Annotated in this window: 15 protein-coding genes, 1 tRNA gene and 2 pseudogenes; 15 read left to right on the top strand and 3 right to left on the bottom strand. The window is 58.4% G+C overall.

Going from position 1 to position 18437, the window contains the following annotated elements; all coding sequences use genetic code 11:
• Nucleotides 1–59: 59 nt before the first annotated feature.
• Both J9789_RS11080 and J9789_RS11075 read right to left on the bottom strand, forming a co-directional pair.
• The gene (locus tag J9789_RS11080) at nt 60–635 is read right to left on the bottom strand and encodes a 3'-5' exonuclease (protein ID WP_209345341.1); all 576 of its coding nucleotides are present in this window, start codon (nt 633–635) and stop codon (nt 60–62) included.
• Nucleotides 632–1528, bottom strand: coding sequence for a LysR family transcriptional regulator (locus J9789_RS11075; RefSeq protein ID WP_209345338.1), 897 nt, complete (start codon nt 1526–1528; stop codon nt 632–634). Before J9789_RS11075 ends, J9789_RS11080 begins: the two co-directional genes overlap by 4 nt.
• Nucleotides 1529–1695: 167 nt before the next feature.
• Here J9789_RS11075 and J9789_RS11070 point away from each other — a divergent pair, with 167 nt between their 5' ends.
• The 3 genes and pseudogenes from J9789_RS11070 (at nt 1696) to J9789_RS11060 (ending at nt 5804) form a co-directional block, all read left to right on the top strand.
• On the top strand, nt 1696–2163 hold the full coding sequence (locus tag J9789_RS11070; RefSeq protein WP_348633674.1) for a MarR family winged helix-turn-helix transcriptional regulator: 468 nt from the start codon (nt 1696–1698) through the stop codon (nt 2161–2163).
• Nucleotides 2160–3899 (top strand): ABC transporter ATP-binding protein, encoded by a 1740-nt coding sequence (locus J9789_RS11065; RefSeq protein ID WP_209345333.1) that lies wholly within the window; start codon nt 2160–2162, stop codon nt 3897–3899. Before J9789_RS11070 ends, J9789_RS11065 begins: the two co-directional genes overlap by 4 nt.
• Nucleotides 3900–3918: 19 nt before the next feature.
• Nucleotides 3919–5804 (top strand): annotated as a pseudogene (locus J9789_RS11060) (ABC transporter ATP-binding protein).
• A 51-nt stretch (nt 5805–5855) separates the two neighbouring features.
• Here the strand turns inward: J9789_RS11060 and trmB are convergent.
• Nucleotides 5856–6524 carry a tRNA (guanosine(46)-N7)-methyltransferase TrmB gene (gene trmB / locus J9789_RS11055; protein ID WP_209345331.1) on the bottom strand — a complete coding sequence of 223 codons (669 nt, stop codon included), beginning with the start codon at nt 6522–6524 and terminating at the stop codon, nt 5856–5858.
• A gap of 502 nt (nt 6525–7026) precedes the next feature.
• Between trmB and J9789_RS11050 the strand changes: the two genes are divergently transcribed.
• The 12 genes and pseudogenes from J9789_RS11050 to J9789_RS10995 all read left to right on the top strand — a co-directional run bounded on the left by J9789_RS11050 (nt 7027) and on the right by J9789_RS10995 (nt 18426).
• A tRNA-Pro gene (locus tag J9789_RS11050) sits at nt 7027–7101 on the top strand.
• Between the two features lie 394 nt (nt 7102–7495).
• Nucleotides 7496–8029: a hypothetical protein gene (locus J9789_RS11045; protein WP_235396092.1), complete on the top strand. Its 534-nt coding sequence runs from the start codon at nt 7496–7498 to the stop codon at nt 8027–8029.
• Between the two features lie 97 nt (nt 8030–8126).
• Nucleotides 8127–8837 (top strand): hypothetical protein, encoded by a 711-nt coding sequence (locus J9789_RS11040; RefSeq protein ID WP_209345327.1) that lies wholly within the window; start codon nt 8127–8129, stop codon nt 8835–8837.
• Nucleotides 8837–10045 carry an antirestriction protein ArdA gene (locus J9789_RS11035; protein WP_235396094.1) on the top strand — a complete coding sequence of 403 codons (1209 nt, stop codon included), beginning with the start codon at nt 8837–8839 and terminating at the stop codon, nt 10043–10045. Before J9789_RS11040 ends, J9789_RS11035 begins: the two co-directional genes overlap by 1 nt.
• Nucleotides 10042–11157 carry a DUF6329 domain-containing protein gene (locus J9789_RS11030; protein ID WP_209345325.1) on the top strand — a complete coding sequence of 372 codons (1116 nt, stop codon included), beginning with the start codon at nt 10042–10044 and terminating at the stop codon, nt 11155–11157. Before J9789_RS11035 ends, J9789_RS11030 begins: the two co-directional genes overlap by 4 nt.
• Nucleotides 11158–11336: 179 nt before the next feature.
• Nucleotides 11337–12356 (top strand): LPD28 domain-containing protein, encoded by a 1020-nt coding sequence (locus J9789_RS11025; protein WP_209345323.1) that lies wholly within the window; start codon nt 11337–11339, stop codon nt 12354–12356.
• Nucleotides 12353–13339: a DUF4314 domain-containing protein gene (locus tag J9789_RS11020; protein WP_209345320.1), complete on the top strand. Its 987-nt coding sequence runs from the start codon at nt 12353–12355 to the stop codon at nt 13337–13339. Before J9789_RS11025 ends, J9789_RS11020 begins: the two co-directional genes overlap by 4 nt.
• A gap of 1 nt (nt 13340) precedes the next feature.
• Complete coding sequence (locus J9789_RS11015) at nt 13341–14477, top strand: antirestriction protein ArdA (protein ID WP_235396339.1); 1137 nt, start codon at nt 13341–13343, stop codon at nt 14475–14477.
• 647 nt (nt 14478–15124) lie between these two features.
• Nucleotides 15125–16594: pseudogene (locus tag J9789_RS11010) on the top strand (SpaA isopeptide-forming pilin-related protein); the annotation flags it as partial.
• A gap of 80 nt (nt 16595–16674) precedes the next feature.
• Nucleotides 16675–17007, top strand: coding sequence for a DUF3852 domain-containing protein (locus tag J9789_RS11005; protein ID WP_209345316.1), 333 nt, complete (start codon nt 16675–16677; stop codon nt 17005–17007).
• Nucleotides 17008–17016: 9 nt separating this feature from the next.
• Entirely contained in the window at nt 17017–17433 is a 417-nt protein-coding gene (locus J9789_RS11000; RefSeq protein ID WP_209345314.1) for a hypothetical protein, read from the top strand.
• 87 nt (nt 17434–17520) lie between these two features.
• A complete protein-coding gene (locus J9789_RS10995; protein ID WP_209345312.1) occupies nt 17521–18426 on the top strand; it encodes a conjugal transfer protein TrbL family protein in 906 nt (301 codons plus the stop codon).
• Nucleotides 18427–18437 lie beyond the last annotated feature (11 nt).

Below are 18437 nucleotides of genomic sequence, written 5' to 3'. Positions count from 1 at the left end.
CGCCTATAAAGAACGCCCGGCCTTCCGTTTTACGGAAGGCCGGGCGTTTTGCTGTCCTTTTATCCCTTGCGGCGGCGGGCGGGGAGGGTGCGGATCTGGGTCAGATCGTAGGTGCGCAGGAAGGGCTCTACCGTGCCGCCGGAACGCAGACAGTGCAGCAGGATCTCGCCGCAGGCCCGGCTGTCGCTGCCCGCCTGGTGGTGGTCCAGCTCCAGACCGAGATACTGACACAGGGTGTTCAGCCGGTGGTTGGGCAGCTGGGGCAGGAGGCGGCGGCTCATCTGGCAGGTGCAGGCGTAGGGGACGGTGGGACGCCAGGAGATGCCGTAGTCCCGGAGGCATTTGGCCAGGACGGACATATCGAAGGGGGCGTTGTGGGCGATGAGCAGGCCGCTGCTCATCAGCGGCTCGATCTCCTGCCACAGGGCAGGGAAGGGGGGCTTGTGGGCGGTCATCTCCGGGGTAATACCAGTCAGGGAAATATTGAAGGGATCAAACCCGCATTCTGGATTGACCAGAGTCTCATACTCCTGGACCACCGCGCCATGCTCCACTACGGTGATACCGATGGCGCTCATGCGGTTGTTGGCGTAGTTGGGGGTCTCCACGTCAAAGGCAATGTAACGGCGGTTCATGGGTGTTTGCCTCCTTCCGGACAGAGAGTTTCCTCCAGCAGATGGAGGAAGGTACGCAGCGCCGGAGTGCGGCTGCCGCTGCGGTATGCCGCGCCGAAGGAGAGGGGTGGAAATTCCGGCAGGGAGAGATAGCGCAGCTCCGGCTGGCGCAGCTGGGGAAAGTCCGCTATGACGGCAAAGGCATACCCCGCCTCCACCATGGTGAACAGCACCTCCTGCGTCTCACAAAAGATGACCTGGTCGGGCCCAACAGAGGTGACCAGCTGCCCCTGAATGGCGAAAAGGGAATTGGGGCAGGCGGGAGGGCGGCACGTGGCGATGCGCCCGGCCCCCTTGAGCTCCTCCAGCGTCATCTGCTCTTTGGCGGCCAGAGGATGGTCTGCCCGGCAGACGCAGACCACAGGGCAGCGTACCAACTCCCGGTAGACGCTGTTCTTGGGAGCGCTCTCCTGGAAGGTGAACATCAGCTGGATCTCGCCTTCTGCCAGCAGGCTATCCAACCCGCTGAAGGGGAGGAACCGCAGCAGGGGGAGCACCAGCGGCGCTTCCTGCCGGAGCCGGTCCAGAGCGGGACGGATGAGGGAGAGGTCGGCGGCGCTGCGGCAGCCGATCTCCAGCCGGACGGCCTGGCCCGTATGGGACTGCTTGACCCGGGCCTTGGAGATGCCGGTGAGCTTGAGAATCTCCCCGGCGTATTGCAGAAACATGTTTCCCTCCTGGGTCAGCCGTACCGTCTTGCTGGTGCGGCTGAACAGCTGGACTCCCAGTTCGTCCTCCAGGGTACGGATCTGGTGACTGACGGCGGGCTGGGTGATCCGCAGCTGCTCCGCGGCCCTGGAAAAATTCAGACAGTCCGCCACTGCCAGAAAGCACTCCAGTTGTGTGGTATTCAACCAATGTCCCTCCCAACCGGTGAAGTATTCTTGTGCAATGCGGAAAAACGATAAATGTTCTTTATAGATCATAACAGATTTGAATTTCACATGCAAGAGATGCTGTGCTATAAATAGTAAGGTACCTAACAAATTATCCCGGATGAAACCAGAGGAGGGACATGACCGTGGCAGTGGATCGGAGCCGATTGGCCCATGACAGCCGGCAGATCAACATTCAGATGGAACAGATGGCCAACCGGTGCCTGGCCGAGGCCGGGATCACCGGCGTGCAGGCCCAGATGCTGCTCTATTTGCTCAGGCATAGCGAGAGGGGCGTTTCGGTGACCGAACTGCACCAGGTCAGCGGCTATTCCAAGGCCACCATCTCCAATCTGGTGAAGCGGCTACGGGAGAAGGGTTATGTACGGGTGGAGCCCTGTCTGGAGGATGACCGGCGACGTCTGCTCTTCGGTACGGAAAAGGGCTGCCGCGTACAGGCTCTCTTGGCCAACTCAGTCCGGGATGTGGAGGACCAGCTCTATCGGGACTTCTCTCCGGAGGAGCTGTCCACCCTGGATCGCCTGCAAAAGCGCATGCTGCACAACCTGTGGACGTTCCAGACACATAGCAAAAGGGAGGCATCGGCAACGTGAAACAAGTATTGCACCAACTGGGGAGGTATCGGAAGGACACCTTCCTGTGTATCGCCATGGCGGCGCTGGAGGTCTTGATGGAGATCCTTCTGCCCTTCATTACCGCCATTATCATTGACCAGGGCCTGGAGGCGGCCAACCTGTCGGTGGTGTACCGCTACGGAGTCGCCATGGTGGTCATGGCATTGCTCAGTCTGACCTTCGGTGCGCTGGCAGGTAAATTTGCCGCCAGCGCGTCCTCCGGCCTGTCGGCCAATCTGCGGGAGGCCATTTATGCCAAGATCCAGACCTTCTCCTTCTCCAACATTGACAAATTCAGTGTGCCAGGTCTGGTGACCCGCATGACCACCGATATCACCAACGTGCAGAACGCCTTCATGATGGTGATCCGCATTGCGGTACGGGCGCCACTGATGCTCATTTTCAGCTACGTGATGTGCCTGATCATCAGCCCGCCCATGAGCTTGATGTTCCTGGTGGCGGTGGTCTTCCTGGTGGTGGTGCTGGGAGTCATTATGGTGGTCACCCTGAAAATCTTCAACCAGGTGTTCCAGAAGTATGACGACCTGAATGCCAGCGTTCAGGAGAACGTATCCGCCATCCGGGTGGTCAAGGCCTTTGTCCGGGAGGACTATGAGAACAACAAGTTCTCCAAGGCCACCGCCAAGCTGTACAAGATGTTCGTCAAGGCGGAAGGCCTGCTGGCCTTTAACAACCCGGCCATGATGCTGGCGGTCTACTTCTGCATCATCTCCGCCTCCTGGCTGGGCGCCCAGTTCATTGTAAGCGGCACCATGACCACCGGCGATCTGACCAGTCTGTTCAGCTACATCATGTCTCTGCTCATGAGCCTGATGATGCTCTCCATGGTGGTGGTCATGATCTCCATGTCCATGGCCAGCATCCGCCGCATCAGCGAGGTGCTCCGTGAGACCCCAGACCTGAAGGAGCCGGAGAAGCCGGTGACGGAGGTGGCCGACGGCGCCATCGACTTCGATCACGTCAGCTTTTCCTACAAGCAGGGCAGCGGAAAGAACGCTCTGTCCGACATCGACCTGCACATCAAGTCCGGCGAGACCATCGGTGTCATCGGCGGCACCGGCTCGGGCAAGAGCAGCCTGGTCAACCTGATCTGCCGCCTGTACGACGTCAGCGAGGGAACTGTCCGGGTGGGCGGCCTGGATGTGCGTCAGTACGACATGGAGGCCCTGCGCAACCAGGTGTCGGTGGTGCTCCAGAAGAACACCCTGTTCTCCGGTACCATCCTGGATAACCTGCGCTGGGGCAATCCGGACGCCACCGAGGAGGAGTGCATCCAGGCCTGCCGGGCGGCCTGCGCCGACGAGTTCATCGACCGGTTCCCCGACGGCTATCAGACCCGCATCGAGCGGGGCGGCGCCAATGTGTCCGGCGGACAGAAGCAGCGGCTGTGCATTGCCCGGGCGCTGCTGAAGAAGCCCAAGGTCCTCATTCTGGACGATTCCACCAGCGCGGTGGATACCACCACCGACGCCAAGATCCGGGCGGCCTTCGCTGAAAAGATCCCCGGCACCACCAAGATCATCATCGCCCAGCGTGTGTCCAGCGTGGAGCACGCCGACCGGATTCTAGTGCTGGATGAGGGTCGAATCAACGGCTTTGATACCCATGAACATCTGCTGGAGAACAACGCCATCTACCGGGAGATCTATGAATCCCAGGTCAAGGGCGGCGGCGACTTCGACCAGCCCGCGTAAGAAGAAGGAGAACTCGTTTATGACTCAAACCCAACAAAAGCCCCGGTCCACCGGGGTGCTCAACCGGGTGCTCCGCTACATGCTCCGTTTTTACGGACCGGTTTTTCTGGCGGTCATCCTCTGTATTCTGGTCTCTGCCGTGGCGACTGTGGTGGCAGCCACTTTTCCCCAGACCCTGGTAGACGACTACATCGTTCCTATGCTCAGCAGTGGTTCCCGGGACTTCAGCGGCCTGGCGGCCGATATCGTGAAGCTGGCCTTCGTTATGCTGGCCGGCGTAGTGGCTGGCTTTGGCTACAACCGGATCATGGTCAACATCAGCCAGGGCACTATGCGCCACTTGAGAGATGATCTGTTCCGCAGCATGGAGGCCCTGCCCATCCAGTACTTTGATACTCATGCCCACGGCGACATCATGTCGGTCTACACCAACGACGTGGACACCCTGCGGCAGCTGATCAGCCAGAGCATTCCCCAGGTCATCAACTCCGGCATCACCATGGTGGCCACCCTGGTGACCATGCTGCTGTTGAATCCGTTCCTGACTATCATCTCAGTGGCCACGGCCATCGTTATGCTGCTGGTCACCTCCCGCTTTTCCAAGCTGTCCGGCAAGTATTACGTCAGACAGCAGCGGGACTTGGGTATTGTGGACGGTTTCATTGAGGAGATGCTGGACGGCCAGAAGGTGGTAAAGGTGTTCTGCCATGAGCAGGCCGCCATGGACGACTTCCACAAGGTAAATGAGGCCCTGCGGGAGAGCGCCAACAAGGCCAACCGCTACGCCAACCTGCTCATGCCCATCAACGCCAACATCGGCTGGCTCAGCTATGCGTTTGTGGCCATCGTGGGTGCTCTGCTGGCCATCAATGGTCTGGCGGGTGTGACTCTGGGTACGGTGGTTACCTTTGTAGGCCTGAACAAGAGCTTCACCCAGCCCATCACCCAGGTCAGCCAGCAGGTCAACTTCGTAGTTACTGCTGCCGCCGGCGCCCAGCGTGTCTTTGAGCTGATGGACCAGAAGCCGGAGGAGGACGAGGGCTATGTGGAGCTGGTCAACGCCAAAGAGGGGGCGGACGGTCAACTAGCGAGAGTACCGAGCGCACCAACGTGTGGGCCTGGCGGCATCCCCACAAGGCGGACGGCACCATTACTTACACCAAGCTGGAGGGAAGCGTGGTCTTTGACGATGTGGACTTCGGATATACGCCGGATAAGATCGTACTCCACAACATCAGCCTGTGGGCCGAGCCGGGGCAGAAGATCGCCTTCGTAGGCGCTACCGGTGCCGGCAAGACCACCATCACCAACCTGATCAACCGTTTTTATGACATTGCCGATGGCAAGATCCGCTACGACGGCATCAATATCAATAAGATCAAAAAGGCGGACCTGCGCCGTTCCCTGGGCATCGTGCTCCAGGATACCCATCTGTTTACCGGTACGGTGATGGACAACATCCGCTACGGCAATCTGGATGCCACTGACGAGGAGTGCATCGCGGCGGCACAGCTGGCCAATGCAGACGGCTTTATCCGCCGCCTGCCCGACGGGTATGATACCATGCTGACCGGCGACGGCGCCAACCTGTCCCAGGGTCAGCGCCAGCTGCTGGCCATTGCCCGGGCGGCGGTGGCCGATCCGCCGGTGCTCATTCTGGATGAGGCAACTTCCTCCATTGATACCCGCACCGAGAAGCTGGTGCAGGACGGTATGGACGCCCTCATGTGCGGACGTACCACCTTTGTCATTGCTCACCGGCTGTCCACGGTGCGCAACTCCGACTGTATCATGGTCATGGATCAGGGCCGCATCATCGAGCGGGGTACCCACGACCAGCTTATTGAGAAGAAGGGCAAGTACTACCAGCTGTACACCGGAAACCTGGCGGAAGAGGCGTGCTGACCGGTATTACATCAAAAAAGCAAGGCTCCCCAACAGGGGAGCCTTGCTTTTTTAAAGGTCGGACGGTTTGGGAGAAACCGGAAGGGGACCCACAGAACCTACACAGCGGTTGATGGGGGTGCCCATGTTGTGGAACTTCTCCTCGTAGTCGGTCATAACGCCGCAGATGCCGTTGGCGTGGAGGTTCCGGGTGACCTGGGAGAGCTGGAAACCGGCCTTGGGGAACTGGAACAGGGACCACTCAAACAGATCATGGTTGTCCGTCTTGAAATGGATCTCACCCTTGCGGGAGAGCACCTGCCGGTAGCGCAGCAGGAAGTCGGGATGGGTGAGACGGCGCTTGGAGTGGCGGTTGCCCGGCCAGGGATCGCAGAAATTGATGTAGATGCGGTCTACCTCGCTGGGGGCAAAGAGCTCGGTCAGCTCTGCGGCGTCACCGTCGATAAAGAAGACGTTGTGCAGGTCCATGGCACACACCCGTTCCATGGCAATGACCATGGCGTCGGGGACTCGCTCCACCGCGATATAGAGGGCCTGGGGATTCTGCGCCGCCGTTTCAGCGGTAAAACGGCCCTTGCCGCAGCCAAGCTCCAGGAAGAGCTCCTTGGCTTGAGGCATCAGACTTTGCCAGCGGCCCCGCATAGCCTTGGGGTCGGAAATCAGTACACGGGCACAGCGCTCCATCCGCGGCGCCAGATTGGGCTTTTTTCGCATTCGCATGAGTATCTTCACCTCGCAGAGAGCATCATACCATATTTAAATGGAGTCTTGCAATCCTTCCCAGCATATATTATAATGATATCCGTTCTGTGTGAACGCGTGTGATGTATAGAAAATCGTCGCGCTGTATTTGGGAGCATACCGGGCCCATCCATGAGGGAAAAAGCCTAACCCCACTATCCGCTGGGACACTACCGGAAGCGGGAACCAGTTCCGCAAAGCCGTTGGTCAAAAATCGGCGTTGACCACATGTTTGACCACAATTGGAAAATTTCATATCCGGGTGTAGCGCAGTTGGTAGCGCGCTTGCTTTGGGAGCGATTTTCCGCCTATCCACGATGGGAACAGCCAAAGCCCGGAACCCCTTGCAACACGGTCGTTTGCGGGATTTTTCCGGGCAGAAAAACCGGCCCAAAAACCGCTTTGACCACATAAATGACTACAGACAGGAAAAACTTTGATTTTCGCCTTGACCGTGGTATAATAGTTCAAAACTGAATATCCGGGTGTAGCCTATCGGTTAGGCACTTGGTTTGGGACCAAGGTCAGGCTGGTTCGACTCCAGTCACTCGGACCAAACCAATAGGCGAAAAAGACTATTTGCAGAAAAAGCAAGAGTTTTCAAGCCTTTCAAGGCCCTTTAGCTCGAATGCTAAAGGGCCTTGAACTTTGACTATTTGCCGAGGAAAAACGAATACAGATCAGACTCGAACCCGCCTCCAGCCGTACAAGATACAGCAATATGCCCAGCCGAAGTTGTTCAACAGCTTCGGCTTTAATTTTTGAAAGGAATGCGTATGAAAACAGAAACGACAGCAAATAAATCTTATTTTTCCGAACTGGCCCTCCGCCTCCGGCAAACGGGCTTTGTGGTCCTGCCAGAACAGGATGGTTTTCTCCCGGTAGAGTGGAACGACCAGCCTCTGTGCCGAGTCGCCAGCACAGGCGGCATCCGATACCGACAGGAGGATATGACCGACTCAGATACCGAGCTGGCCTGTGACCGGGCCGCGGATATCGCCGCCACGGTCAGGGAGTACATGACTCTCCTGGATAAAGCCCCATTGCTGAAAGCGGACAGCCTGCACGAACCATATCAAGTACTGGCGGAGTTCAATGATGTTGTGCTTGCCGCCCTCCCCGGCAAACACGGCGTTCAATTCACCACCTGGGCGTGGATCAATGAGCGTACCAGCCTGTGGCAAGGTCATTATGCTGGAAATGACTATCAGGCGGCAAAGCGGGACTTTGCCATCCGCTCCGGCCTGCTGGACAAGCACCAGCTTTTTTCTAAGGAGCAGCTTGCGGAGGTCTACCGCTGCGTCCACGAAACGCTGGAGAATCATTATCCCATCACCGCGGAACGCCAAAAGCTGCTGGAGGGCGTGGCGGCGCAGATCGAATGTGCGGTTCCTGCCCTGGCAGAGCTGGTCAGCCAGTCAAATCAGAAGGAATTGGAGGCAGCAGAAGATACGGAATATCAGGGCATGACCCAGCAATTCTAAATCATCATCAACACAGGACAAGGCCGTATCCCGTTTGGGACGCCGGCCTTTTTTGCCGCCCTTTCGGGATAAAGGTCCCATCCGGAAAGGACAGCACGTGACGAAATACTTCCTGCGAGACACCCCTCTGGCGGGGCTGGAGCGGCAGATGATGACGCCGCCCCACTTCTCCCCTCGCGGCGGAGGCCAAATGATCCTCTGCCGGTTTCGCTACCGGCCCGAGGATGTGGCCTGCAAGCACTGCACCAAATACAGAAGAAAGCAATGCACCATGCCGGTATGCCCTTGGATCGAGGAGCGTGCGGAGGCGGGGGCGGTCACCTATTCCTCCCTGGCGGCTGACTATTATCGGAACTGGCAGAGCGGCAGGCTGGGAGAGCGGATCGCGGAGCTGCTCTCCAACAAGAAAGCAGTCGCCTACTATGACGCCGCCCACACCTCCCGCTTCCTGTTCTATTATCCCTATCTGCTCCGTCATCATGGCGATGACACAGGCCGGCGCCGTCTGGCTACCATGTACCTGCTGACCGCCACAGAATCGCTCTGCCGCGCCGTACCGAATATCTTTGGCCTCTGGAGCATCCGCCTCAGCGGGTGGGACACCGTGCGGGCGATGAGTGAGCAGGAATATGTGCTCTATCAGGCGGCAAAGGGGCTCTATCAAAACCACCAGTACATCTCATTCCAGGAACTATGCGACCGAGAGCTGGTGGATGATACCGCCCTGACGCTGATCCTGGACGCGATGCTGATCGCCCACTACGGCAAGGCCATGTTCACCATCGGCGGAACGGGAGGTGAGGTCTGATGGCTCCCTTGGTGCAGGCGGTGTTGGCCAATCAGGAGCATCCTGAATATGGCGTGGCCACCATCCCATTCCCCATCCCCAACGAGGAATATGACCACTGTGTTGAGCTTCTATCCGCACTGGAGATCGGCGATCCCGTCCACCGGGATTGTCAGGTCATGGAGATCAGCAGCAGTTTTCCCGTGTTAAAGCGAATGGAGATGCTCACCGTCAATCTGGACGAGCTGGACTACCTGGCAAAGCGGCTGGACAGCTTTGATGTTGGTGAGGCCGCGCAGTTTCAGGCCATGGCGGAAAAGCTGGATCTTCGGGATATGACAGACTTTATCAACCTGACCTTCTGCTGCCAGCAGGCCACGGTGATCACGGACTTCTCCGATCTGGAGGCCATAGGCCGTGACCACTACATGAACCTGCATGGCGGCTGCGCCAGGACGGAAGAACTGGACGCTCTGGACGGATATGAGACTGCGCTGCTGCTCATTGAGGGCGGAGGCGGGACAGTCACACCCTATGGCGTGGTGTATGACAACGGCATGCGGCTGTCCAGTATCTATGACGGCCGCCATCTCCCGGAGTTTTTCTACGAGGACTGCGCGGCCTCTGTAACGCTTTCGGTGATCGGAAAGCCGGAGCAGCAGGAAACGCTCTATTTCCCCTGCGCGGAGAGCAAGATCGCCCGCGCGGTGCGGCGGCTGGGCGCGGACAGGCCGGAGCAGTGTATTGCAGTCTTGGATACCGCCGAACTCAGCGACGCGGTCCGGAGCGTCTTTGAGCGTGAATATCCTCTGAATGAGCATCTGGCTGCCCTGAACGCCCTGACCCGGCACCTGCGAAAGTTCGACGGGCAGGCAATGGAGAACTTCCATACTGTTTTCGATACAGTCTGGCCCCAGACGCCGGAGGAGATCCTGGCCCTGGCGGAAAATCTTCACGAGTTTACGGTGGTGCCGGACATCAGCACCGCGGAGGAATATGGGCGTTATATGATCCAGGAGTCCGGCCATTTTGAGGTGGACCCAAATCTGGAGGACTATATCAACTACCAGAGCTACGGAGAGCGCCGTATCCGGGAGGAGGGCGGGCTTTTTGGAGACCGGGGCTATGTGGCCTACCTGGGGACAGCGCAGGAGATCAGCGAGATTGTGGCCCGGAACATCCCAACAGAGCAGATGGAGCAGGGCCCGCAGATGGGAGGCTTGTCATGATCGAACTGCATCTGACCCGCGGGGATAACCAGGAGGGCGTCCGCCTGCGCTTTCCCACAACACCCGCGGAGATCGGCGAGGCGTTCGCCCTGCTGGATACAGTCAGCCGCTATGCCGGGGATGTCAGAATCCTGGATGTCAAAAGCCCGGTTGCCAATATCGGGCAGTATGTCCGCTATGCGGACCTGAACAGCAGAGAGGACATGCAAAAGCTCAACACGCTGGCCGAAAGGATCGGCGGGATGAGCAAGCGTCAGCGGGATATCTTCGCCGGAGCGTTGGATGCCGAAAGCGTCAACGGGCTGGATGATGTGCTTCGTGTCTCAGAGTCGCTGGAGGAATATACCATCATCCCCAATGTGAGCTCGGATACCGATCTTGGTAAATATGTGGCTGCTGCCGGACTGCTCCACGGCGATCCCCGGTTTCCGGAAAAAGCATGGCCGTATTTGGATTTTGCCAAGATCGGCGCAGAGTATTATGCCGACCGAGGCGGCGCTTATACCTACAGCGGCTATGTCCTGCGCAAACAGTCAGCAGAGCCTGAACAAAAGGAGGATTCGGTGATCCGGCTCCAGCTGGAAACCACCGGGACAGTCTGCGTTCTGCATCTTCCCGCAGAGGAAACAGAGTTGGACGCCGCAAAAGCACAGCTTGGGATCACGGACTTCGCGGAGGCCAGGATCGAAGCGGTTGAATTTCTCGTCCCTTATCTGGAAGAACATATTCCTGTGGACTGCGTCAGCGTGGAGTCCGCCAACGAGCTGGCGATGGCCGTGCGGGAGATGGGACAGACAGACGGCGAGCTGCTGAAATACCTTGCCGTCCTGTCAGCGGAGCAGCCGGAGGACTTTCCCGCCGCTCTGGATCTGGCGCTGGAGCTGGACGATTATGAGCGTGTCCCTGACGACCAGGAGGAATATGGAAAGCAGGTTCTGCGGCGATTCGGCGTCGATGAAGACGTTCTCGATATTCTTGAACTCTACACGGATTTCGAGCGGCTCGGTGAGGCTTACATGGAGGAGGACGATGTCCAGCAAACCGAATTTGGCTTTGTGCGACGCATCAGTACGCCCTTTCCAAATCAGACGCAGTCCCAGCAAAGCATGTAGTCTATAATAGGAGGTCAAAATTGCCCTTGCAGGAAATGAGCCAAGCCGCTGGGTGCAGAATTATAGCTCGGCAGGTCCTGGTGGGTTTCCGCCGCAGTTAGTGTTAAGGAAAATAAGTATGGACTTTCGAGAATCAGCGTGGTATTGTTCCCGTTACCAAAAAGCGAAGGAGGCACGCTATGAGTATCAATATCAAAACCGATCCCCTGCGATCAGCCATATTGTTCGGCAGGCCGGTACTGTTCACTCCCCAGCGTATCCCGCGGGAGGATGTCCCGGAAGGCTGGTATTACTACGAACTGAGAGGCAGCGTCCGCAATGCCAAAAAGCCCATCGCACTGTCAGACCGCGCCCGTATAAATCCCATTGGCTCTGTCCTTTCCCCCGTTCCCCTGAAACGGGCCGACACAATATCCCGCAGAGTGAACAGGCAGTTCCTCCTGCTTGGAGAGACCATGACACTGCGAGACTACTGCCGGAACAACAGCCTGGAATATCCCTTTCACAATCAAACATTTGCCATTCGGCCCGCTTCACCCGAGGAAGCGGGCTTTTTCTACGCCATGAGTCCGGAGGAAGATGCGAAATTCGGCTGCGTCGGCTATGTCCGCATGGATTTCGGACGGAGCGGCACGGAGTTCTGGCACACCTGGTGGCCGAGAGGCCCGGAGGAGCTGAACTCCCCGGAATTCAAGTCCGAATTGCAGGATGTGGTGGATGAGCTGCGAAATAACGTCCTGAAGAACTTCTCCGCCATGGCTGGCTACTGCCGGGGCCATGGCGGAGAGATCAGCGGCGGCTGGGTACAGAACTACGGTTATATCGTGGAGACAGAGAACTATCGCTACTGCCTGCGGTGCAACCCCGTAGCCGGTGAGTATCAAGCCTATCTGACCGCCTTTGACCTCCGTGTCCAGAGACAGAATATGACAGATAAGCCGGTGGTGGGGCGGGTGACCTTTGCCAGCGGCGAACAGGTGGAGTACACGGATGCGGAGGCATATCTCCAGTGCATCCGGGAGGAGCTGCCAGACCATCCGGCCACCGGCTTCCGGTATGAAACGCTGACCGATGACCCCACAGTCCGCAAGCAGGTGGACGATATCCTGTACGACCTCTACGGCGAGGAAAACCCCCGCCTGTTGGAGGACTATCAAAATACGCCCGATGAGGGCATGACGATGGGGGGATTGTCATGAACAGTATTCCGAAAGAGTGGCTGGCTTTCCTGCGGGAGCAGTACCCCGCGGGCAGCCGAATCAAGCTCAGAGAGATGAAAACCGATCCAGATCCAATTTCTTCTGGAGCCATGGGAACGCTGGACTTCATCGACGACGCCGGCCACTTCCACATGAGGTGGGACAACGGAAGAACATTGTCGCTGGTCATTGGTGAGGACAGCTTTACCGTCCTGCCGCCCGAACCCACCACCATGAAACTCTATATGCCCCTGACCGCTGACCTCTATGAGCGGAACGAATGGGGCGATATGGAGGAGGAAGGTACTCCGTTGGACGGCAGGGAGCTGCGGACCTATGAAGGGGATATCCTTGCCGCATTGGTGAAGAACCGGATGCCGGAGGAAACCGAGCGCGGGATCATGCACTGGTACGGCAAAAATGACAGTGTGGATGACAAGGTCAGGTCTGTGGTATTCACTGCTGAGGAGCGGAACGGCCAGCTTTGGGGCGTGGCGGAGTGTCGGGTGGTCGGCACCCTCACCCCGGAAGAACTGGACACGCTCAAGGAGTATGTCTCCGGACAGGCTTCAGACGGCTGGGGTGAGGGCTTTGAGCAGCGGGAGATCGAGGCAGATGGCGGTGAGTTGTATGTCCATCTCTGGAATTGGAACAACTGGAGCATCCAGACCGAGGAGGAGCGGTTCAGTCCTAAAATTGCGGAGGGATTGCCGGAGCTGTGCTTCTCCACCATCCTGACCACCGGCGAATTGATCTGCATCAAGCGGGGCGAGACCGGTTACTACCCCTCCGACTGGGACACCGGTGACAAGGAACGGAATGTGGAGCTGGCGGACCAGCTCAATGAGCAGCTTGGCGTGACCATGTGGCAGCGCAAGGCCATGGAGGTGGGCAGTATGTGCGGCTGGGGATGTCCCGGTGCTGACCCTGCCAAGTATCTGGAAGATTTTCAGCCGAAGACAGGAGGGTTGACGCTTGAATAAGGTGTTTCGGGTAGAACTGTCTGGAGGCAACGGCTGTTACTGCGAACTGGAGCTTCCCGCCGCCCCCTATGAACTGCTGGACGCGCTGGAGCGGCTGCAAATGCCCATGGACGGCAAGCCGGACTGGGATATCCTCGAGTATAACGACTTTCCGTATCTCCATATTCATCTGACGGATGAATGCGATCTATTTCAGCTCAATGCACTGGCAGACAGGCTGGCGCGGCTGGATGAACGGCAGAAAGCCGCGTTCGAGGGGCTGTTCCAGGTGGAGGTCTCCAAAAAGTATGGTCCGATCCAGATATCCACGATCATCGACCTGGCCTACAGCACGGACTGCTGCCATGTGCTGAGTGAGGTGCAGAACGACTCCCAGCTCGGCAGGTTTTATGCGGAAAACGGTTTTATGCCGGAGCTTGACGCCATCCCTGACAGCGTGTTTCAAATGCTGGATTTTGAAATGCTGGGCAGAAAGGCCCGCATGGATGAGGGCGGCGTATTCACCAGCCATGGTTATGTGACGCAGGACTCAGACTTGGAGCAGGTCTATGATACCCTTGACCTCCGCCTCCGCAGGCCGGACTATGCGGTTCTGATGGAACTGACAAATGGCGAACACAATGTTTCGCTGCCGCTGCCAGCGTCACACCTGATGATTGATAACAAGCTAAAGTCCATTGGAGCGGAAGCGTGGCAGAATATCCGATTCCGCTGTCTGGACTGCGCGGCACCCGCCCTGAAGGATCTGGTGGACGAGGCCGTCAGCATCACCCATGTCAACCGGCTGGCGCAGCATCTGGCGCGGCTTGGACCGGAGGAACTGACAAAGTACAAAGCAATCCTCATAGCAGAGGATCCCTCAGATATCAATGAGGCGTCCCGGCTGGCCGGACAGCTGGACGAATATATGGTGGAGCCGGATGTGCGCACCATGCCGGAGGTGGCGGAGAATGAACTTCGGATCATCCTTGGTGACGAAGCGGCGGAGCTTCTGCTCCCCCATGTGACCCTTTGGCGGTATGGGGAGGCTCTGCTCCAGAAGTACGGCAGTACAGTGACTGAGTACGGCCTGGTAGAGAGGCGGGACGGCCAGGTCATGGCAGAACAGCCCCAGCGGGGCGGAATGGAGATGATGTAATGTGGGAATTTGAGGAACTGATGATACTTCCGGGAACAGAACAGGAACGGGACTGGCTGGCGGAGCGGTTGTCCACATTGAGCAAGAAGGAAAAGCACATTGTCAGCGCCATTGTCATCAGCGCGCGACCGGAATCCATGGCGGAGGCCATCAATCAGCTGCTCTCCATGGAGGACTATGGGGTGTGCTTTCCCGCGGGAAGCTACGCACAGCTGGGGAGCTTTTATCTCCGGCACGAAGCCCATCTGCCGGAACGCACTATGTACTACGCGGATCTGGAACGGATCGGCATGATGTATGAGGACCGACACCCCGGCCTGTTCATCGGGAGCTGCTATGTGGCCTATCCGTCCGGCCCCGTCCCTCTCCGCTACACCGGCCAGGGGCTCATTCCGGAGGATGACGGCTGGAGCGTCAAGGTGAAGCTGGCCTCCCCCACAATACCGGAGGGGGTATGGCTGCGCCTGCCGGATCACTCCGCCGTAAGCGGCCAGCCGGACGAGGTGGCCCTGGCCCTGGACGAGCTGAATGTCCGAAGTCTGGAGGACTGTGTCCTGATGGACGCCCGGTGCGGCCGGCCCCAGTTGGGGGACCTGATGGAGCAATATGCAGACGCTCTGGAGCTGGTCAACGACGGCAGCGACCTGGGCTATACCATTGACGAGAACAGCCGCAGCCAAACCGTTACCGTGAATCCCAACGACACCCAGACTATCCGTTTTTACAACAACGCAGTGGGCGGCGTGGAGATCATCAAGATCAGTTCAGCGGACAAGACCGAGCGCATCCCCAACACCACCTTTGAAATTCGCAGGGTATCGGATGACGCTCTGGTGGACACCGTGACCACCGGGAAAACCGGCAGCGTCTTTGTGACACTACCGGATGACAGCTACTATGCGGTAGAGACCGAGAGCGCCGAGGGCTTCAAACTGGATTCCACACCCCACTATTTCACCGTGAAGGACGGGAGCTGTCCACCGCTGACCGTGACCAACGCGCCTATTTCCGGTATTTTGATCCACAAGGTCTCAACGGCGGACGGCTCCGGGATCTATGGCGTGACCTTCCTGCTCTACGATGCGAACAAGAACCCCATCGGCCAGTACACCAGTGACCAGGACGGCTATGTCTATATCGATGATCTCCCCGGCTCCGGGCGGTTTTACCTGCGGGAGCTGGAAAATGAGGGATATGTCCCGGATACGCAGCTCAAGACCGTCTATGTCACCGCGGGGACGACCACGGAAATCGAATGGGAGAATACACCTATCACCGGCCAAATCCAAGTGACCAAGACCTCCGCGGACTACAACAGTATGAACGGCTGGCCTGCTGGGACGCCCATCCCCAACACCATCTTTGAAATCTATAACTACAGGACGGGCAAGCTGGTGGACACGATCAAAACAGGGAAAAACGGCGTTGCCGTCAGCAAGCCCCTCCCCTTGGGCCGCTACCAGGTGATCGAATCCCAGAGTGCGGACTTCTATGGCCTGGATCAGACGCCCATTGATGTGGAGATCGAGTTCGCCGGCCAGATCGTTAAGGCGGCCATGACCAACAAGAGCCTGTATACCAATGTCAGCATCAAGAAAACAGGCTACACCGAGGTCATGCCCGGCCAGTCCATCCGCTATGACTTTTCCGGCATCGCCAACAACTCCACCACCAGCCTGACCAGTTTTTATTGGAGGGATACCCTGCCCGTGCAGGCAGTGCGGCTGGATAAGATCGTCACCGGCACCTACAATGTGCAGGGCAATTACAAGGTAGTCTTCAAGACCAACCTGAACGGCGAGTACCGCACCATGTACGACAACCTGAGCACCATGCAGAACTATATGCTGGACGCCTCTCCCGCCGCGCTGGGGCTGGCCTCCAACGAGTATGTGACGGAGTTCATGGTCTCCTTCGGCGTTGTCCCCGCCAACTTCCGGCAGGTGGAGGCACCCAAGGTGTACTGCAATGTGGTTTCCTGGCTCACCGGCGGTACCCAGTTCACCAACCAGGCGGACGCGGGCGGCGTTTACGACGGCCAGTGGATCATGGCAACCACCCGCTGGGTGACCAGGGTCTATAAGCCCTCCAAGCCCCTGCCCCGCACCGGCTATTGATCGTTCCATCTCATTTCACCAGGAGCGCCGTCCTAACAAGGCGGCGCTCCCACTTTATAAACGCACAGGAGGTTTTCAAGATGAAGCACAAGAAAATCATCCGCGCCCTGACCCTTGTTCTTGCCCTGACGCTGGTCTGCTGCGTCCCCGCCTTTGCCGCGGGGGATGTGGCCTCCGCCGTGGAGAGCACCTGGAAGGACGCGGCGGCGCAGATCAAGACCGTGGTGGACAATGTGGTCTTCCCGGCGCTGGATATGATCCTCGCCATTGCGTTCTTCACCAAACTGGCCATGGCGTACTTCGACTATAGAAAGCATGGCCAGTTCGAGTGGACCGGCCCGGTGATCCTGTTCGCCTGTCTGGTCTTTACCCTCACCGCGCCCCTCTACATCTGGGGCATCATCGGGATCTGAGGCATGCATATGACCTTTTTTGAACGGGAGCTGCGAAAGATCGTGCAGCCCATCTATCCCGACGCGGTATTTGTGGGCCGGGCCTGCTATGTCCGCCTGAGCGAGATGAACCGGGCCAAGCTGCAGTTCGTCACCTGCGGCATGGCGGATCGCTATGAGGCGATCCAGATGACCATCCTGAACCGCAACGACGGGCAGGTGGACGCCCTGCGCCTGCGCTTTGCGGACCTCTGGGGCAAGGGGCAGACGGATAACCCCTACATTCGGCGGAGCGGTCCCTACGCATGGACGGATAATGGGCAGACCGACTGGTACGCCTACCGCCCTACAGCGGCGGACTATGAAACGCTGACCAACGCAGTCTCCAGCTATCTGGAAGTATTCCAGGAGCAGACCGCCGCCCAGCAGTGGCAGCAGACCATGTAAACAAACGAAGGGGCCGTACCATCTGTGCGGCCCCTTGACTGTCCCAGAAACGGATGATACGGCCTTTGAAACGAGGTGAGTCATTCATTGTTCATCTGGGACTTTGTAGCCGCCACCATCATGGACAACCTCATCGACTGGTTCTATGGCCAGGTGGTGGGCTTTCTCGGCAACTTCTTCTCGGCCATGGGCAACATGGGCGTGGAGCTGTTCGAGCTGGAGTGGGTGCAGGCCATCGTGCTGTTCTTTTCCCAGCTTGGCTGGGCGCTGTTTGGCGTGAGCCTGGTGGTATGCGCCTTTGAGTTCGGCATCGAGTACACCACCGGCCGGGCCAATCTCCAGCACACCGCCCTCAACGCCATCAAGGGCTTCCTGGCGGTCAGCCTGTTCACGACGGTACCCATCCGGCTCTATGCCCTTTCCGTATCGCTGCAAGGGCGGCTCAGCGCCGGGATCACCGGCTATGGGACCAGCATCGGGGATGTGGGGCAGCAGATCATCACGGACCTGAACAGCGTGGAGAGCATCGCGGATATGACGCAGGTGACGCTGGACTTCGGCATCGGCCTGATCACCAGCCCCATCATGCTCCTGTTCTGCATCATCCTCATGGCCTACGCGGTGATCAAGGTGTTCTTCGCCAATCTGAAGCGGGGCGGCATCCTGCTCATCCAGATCGCCGTGGGGAGTCTCTATATGTTCAGCATCCCCCGCGGATATGTGGACGGGTTCACCCAGTGGATCAAGCAGGTCATCGGCCTGTGCCTGACGGCCTTCCTGCAATCCACCATCCTTGTGGCTGGGCTTATGGTCTTCAAGGACCACGCCCTGCTGGGGCTGGGCCTCATGCTCTCCGCGGGAGAAGTGCCCCGGATTGCCGGGACCTTCGGGCTGGACACCACGACAAGGGCCAATATCATGAGCGCAGTCTACACCGCACAGGCCGCCGTCAACACCACCCGCACCGTTGTGCAGGCGGTGGCGCCGAAATAAGGAGGAGCGTT

The sequence above is a fragment of the Flavonifractor sp. AGMB03687 genome, assembly GCF_017811815.1.
In the GTDB taxonomy this organism is placed as follows: domain Bacteria; phylum Bacillota; class Clostridia; order Oscillospirales; family Oscillospiraceae; genus Flavonifractor.
The sequence above is the reverse complement of the archived record's forward strand: the minus strand, read 5'-3'. Positions and strand labels throughout refer to the sequence as shown.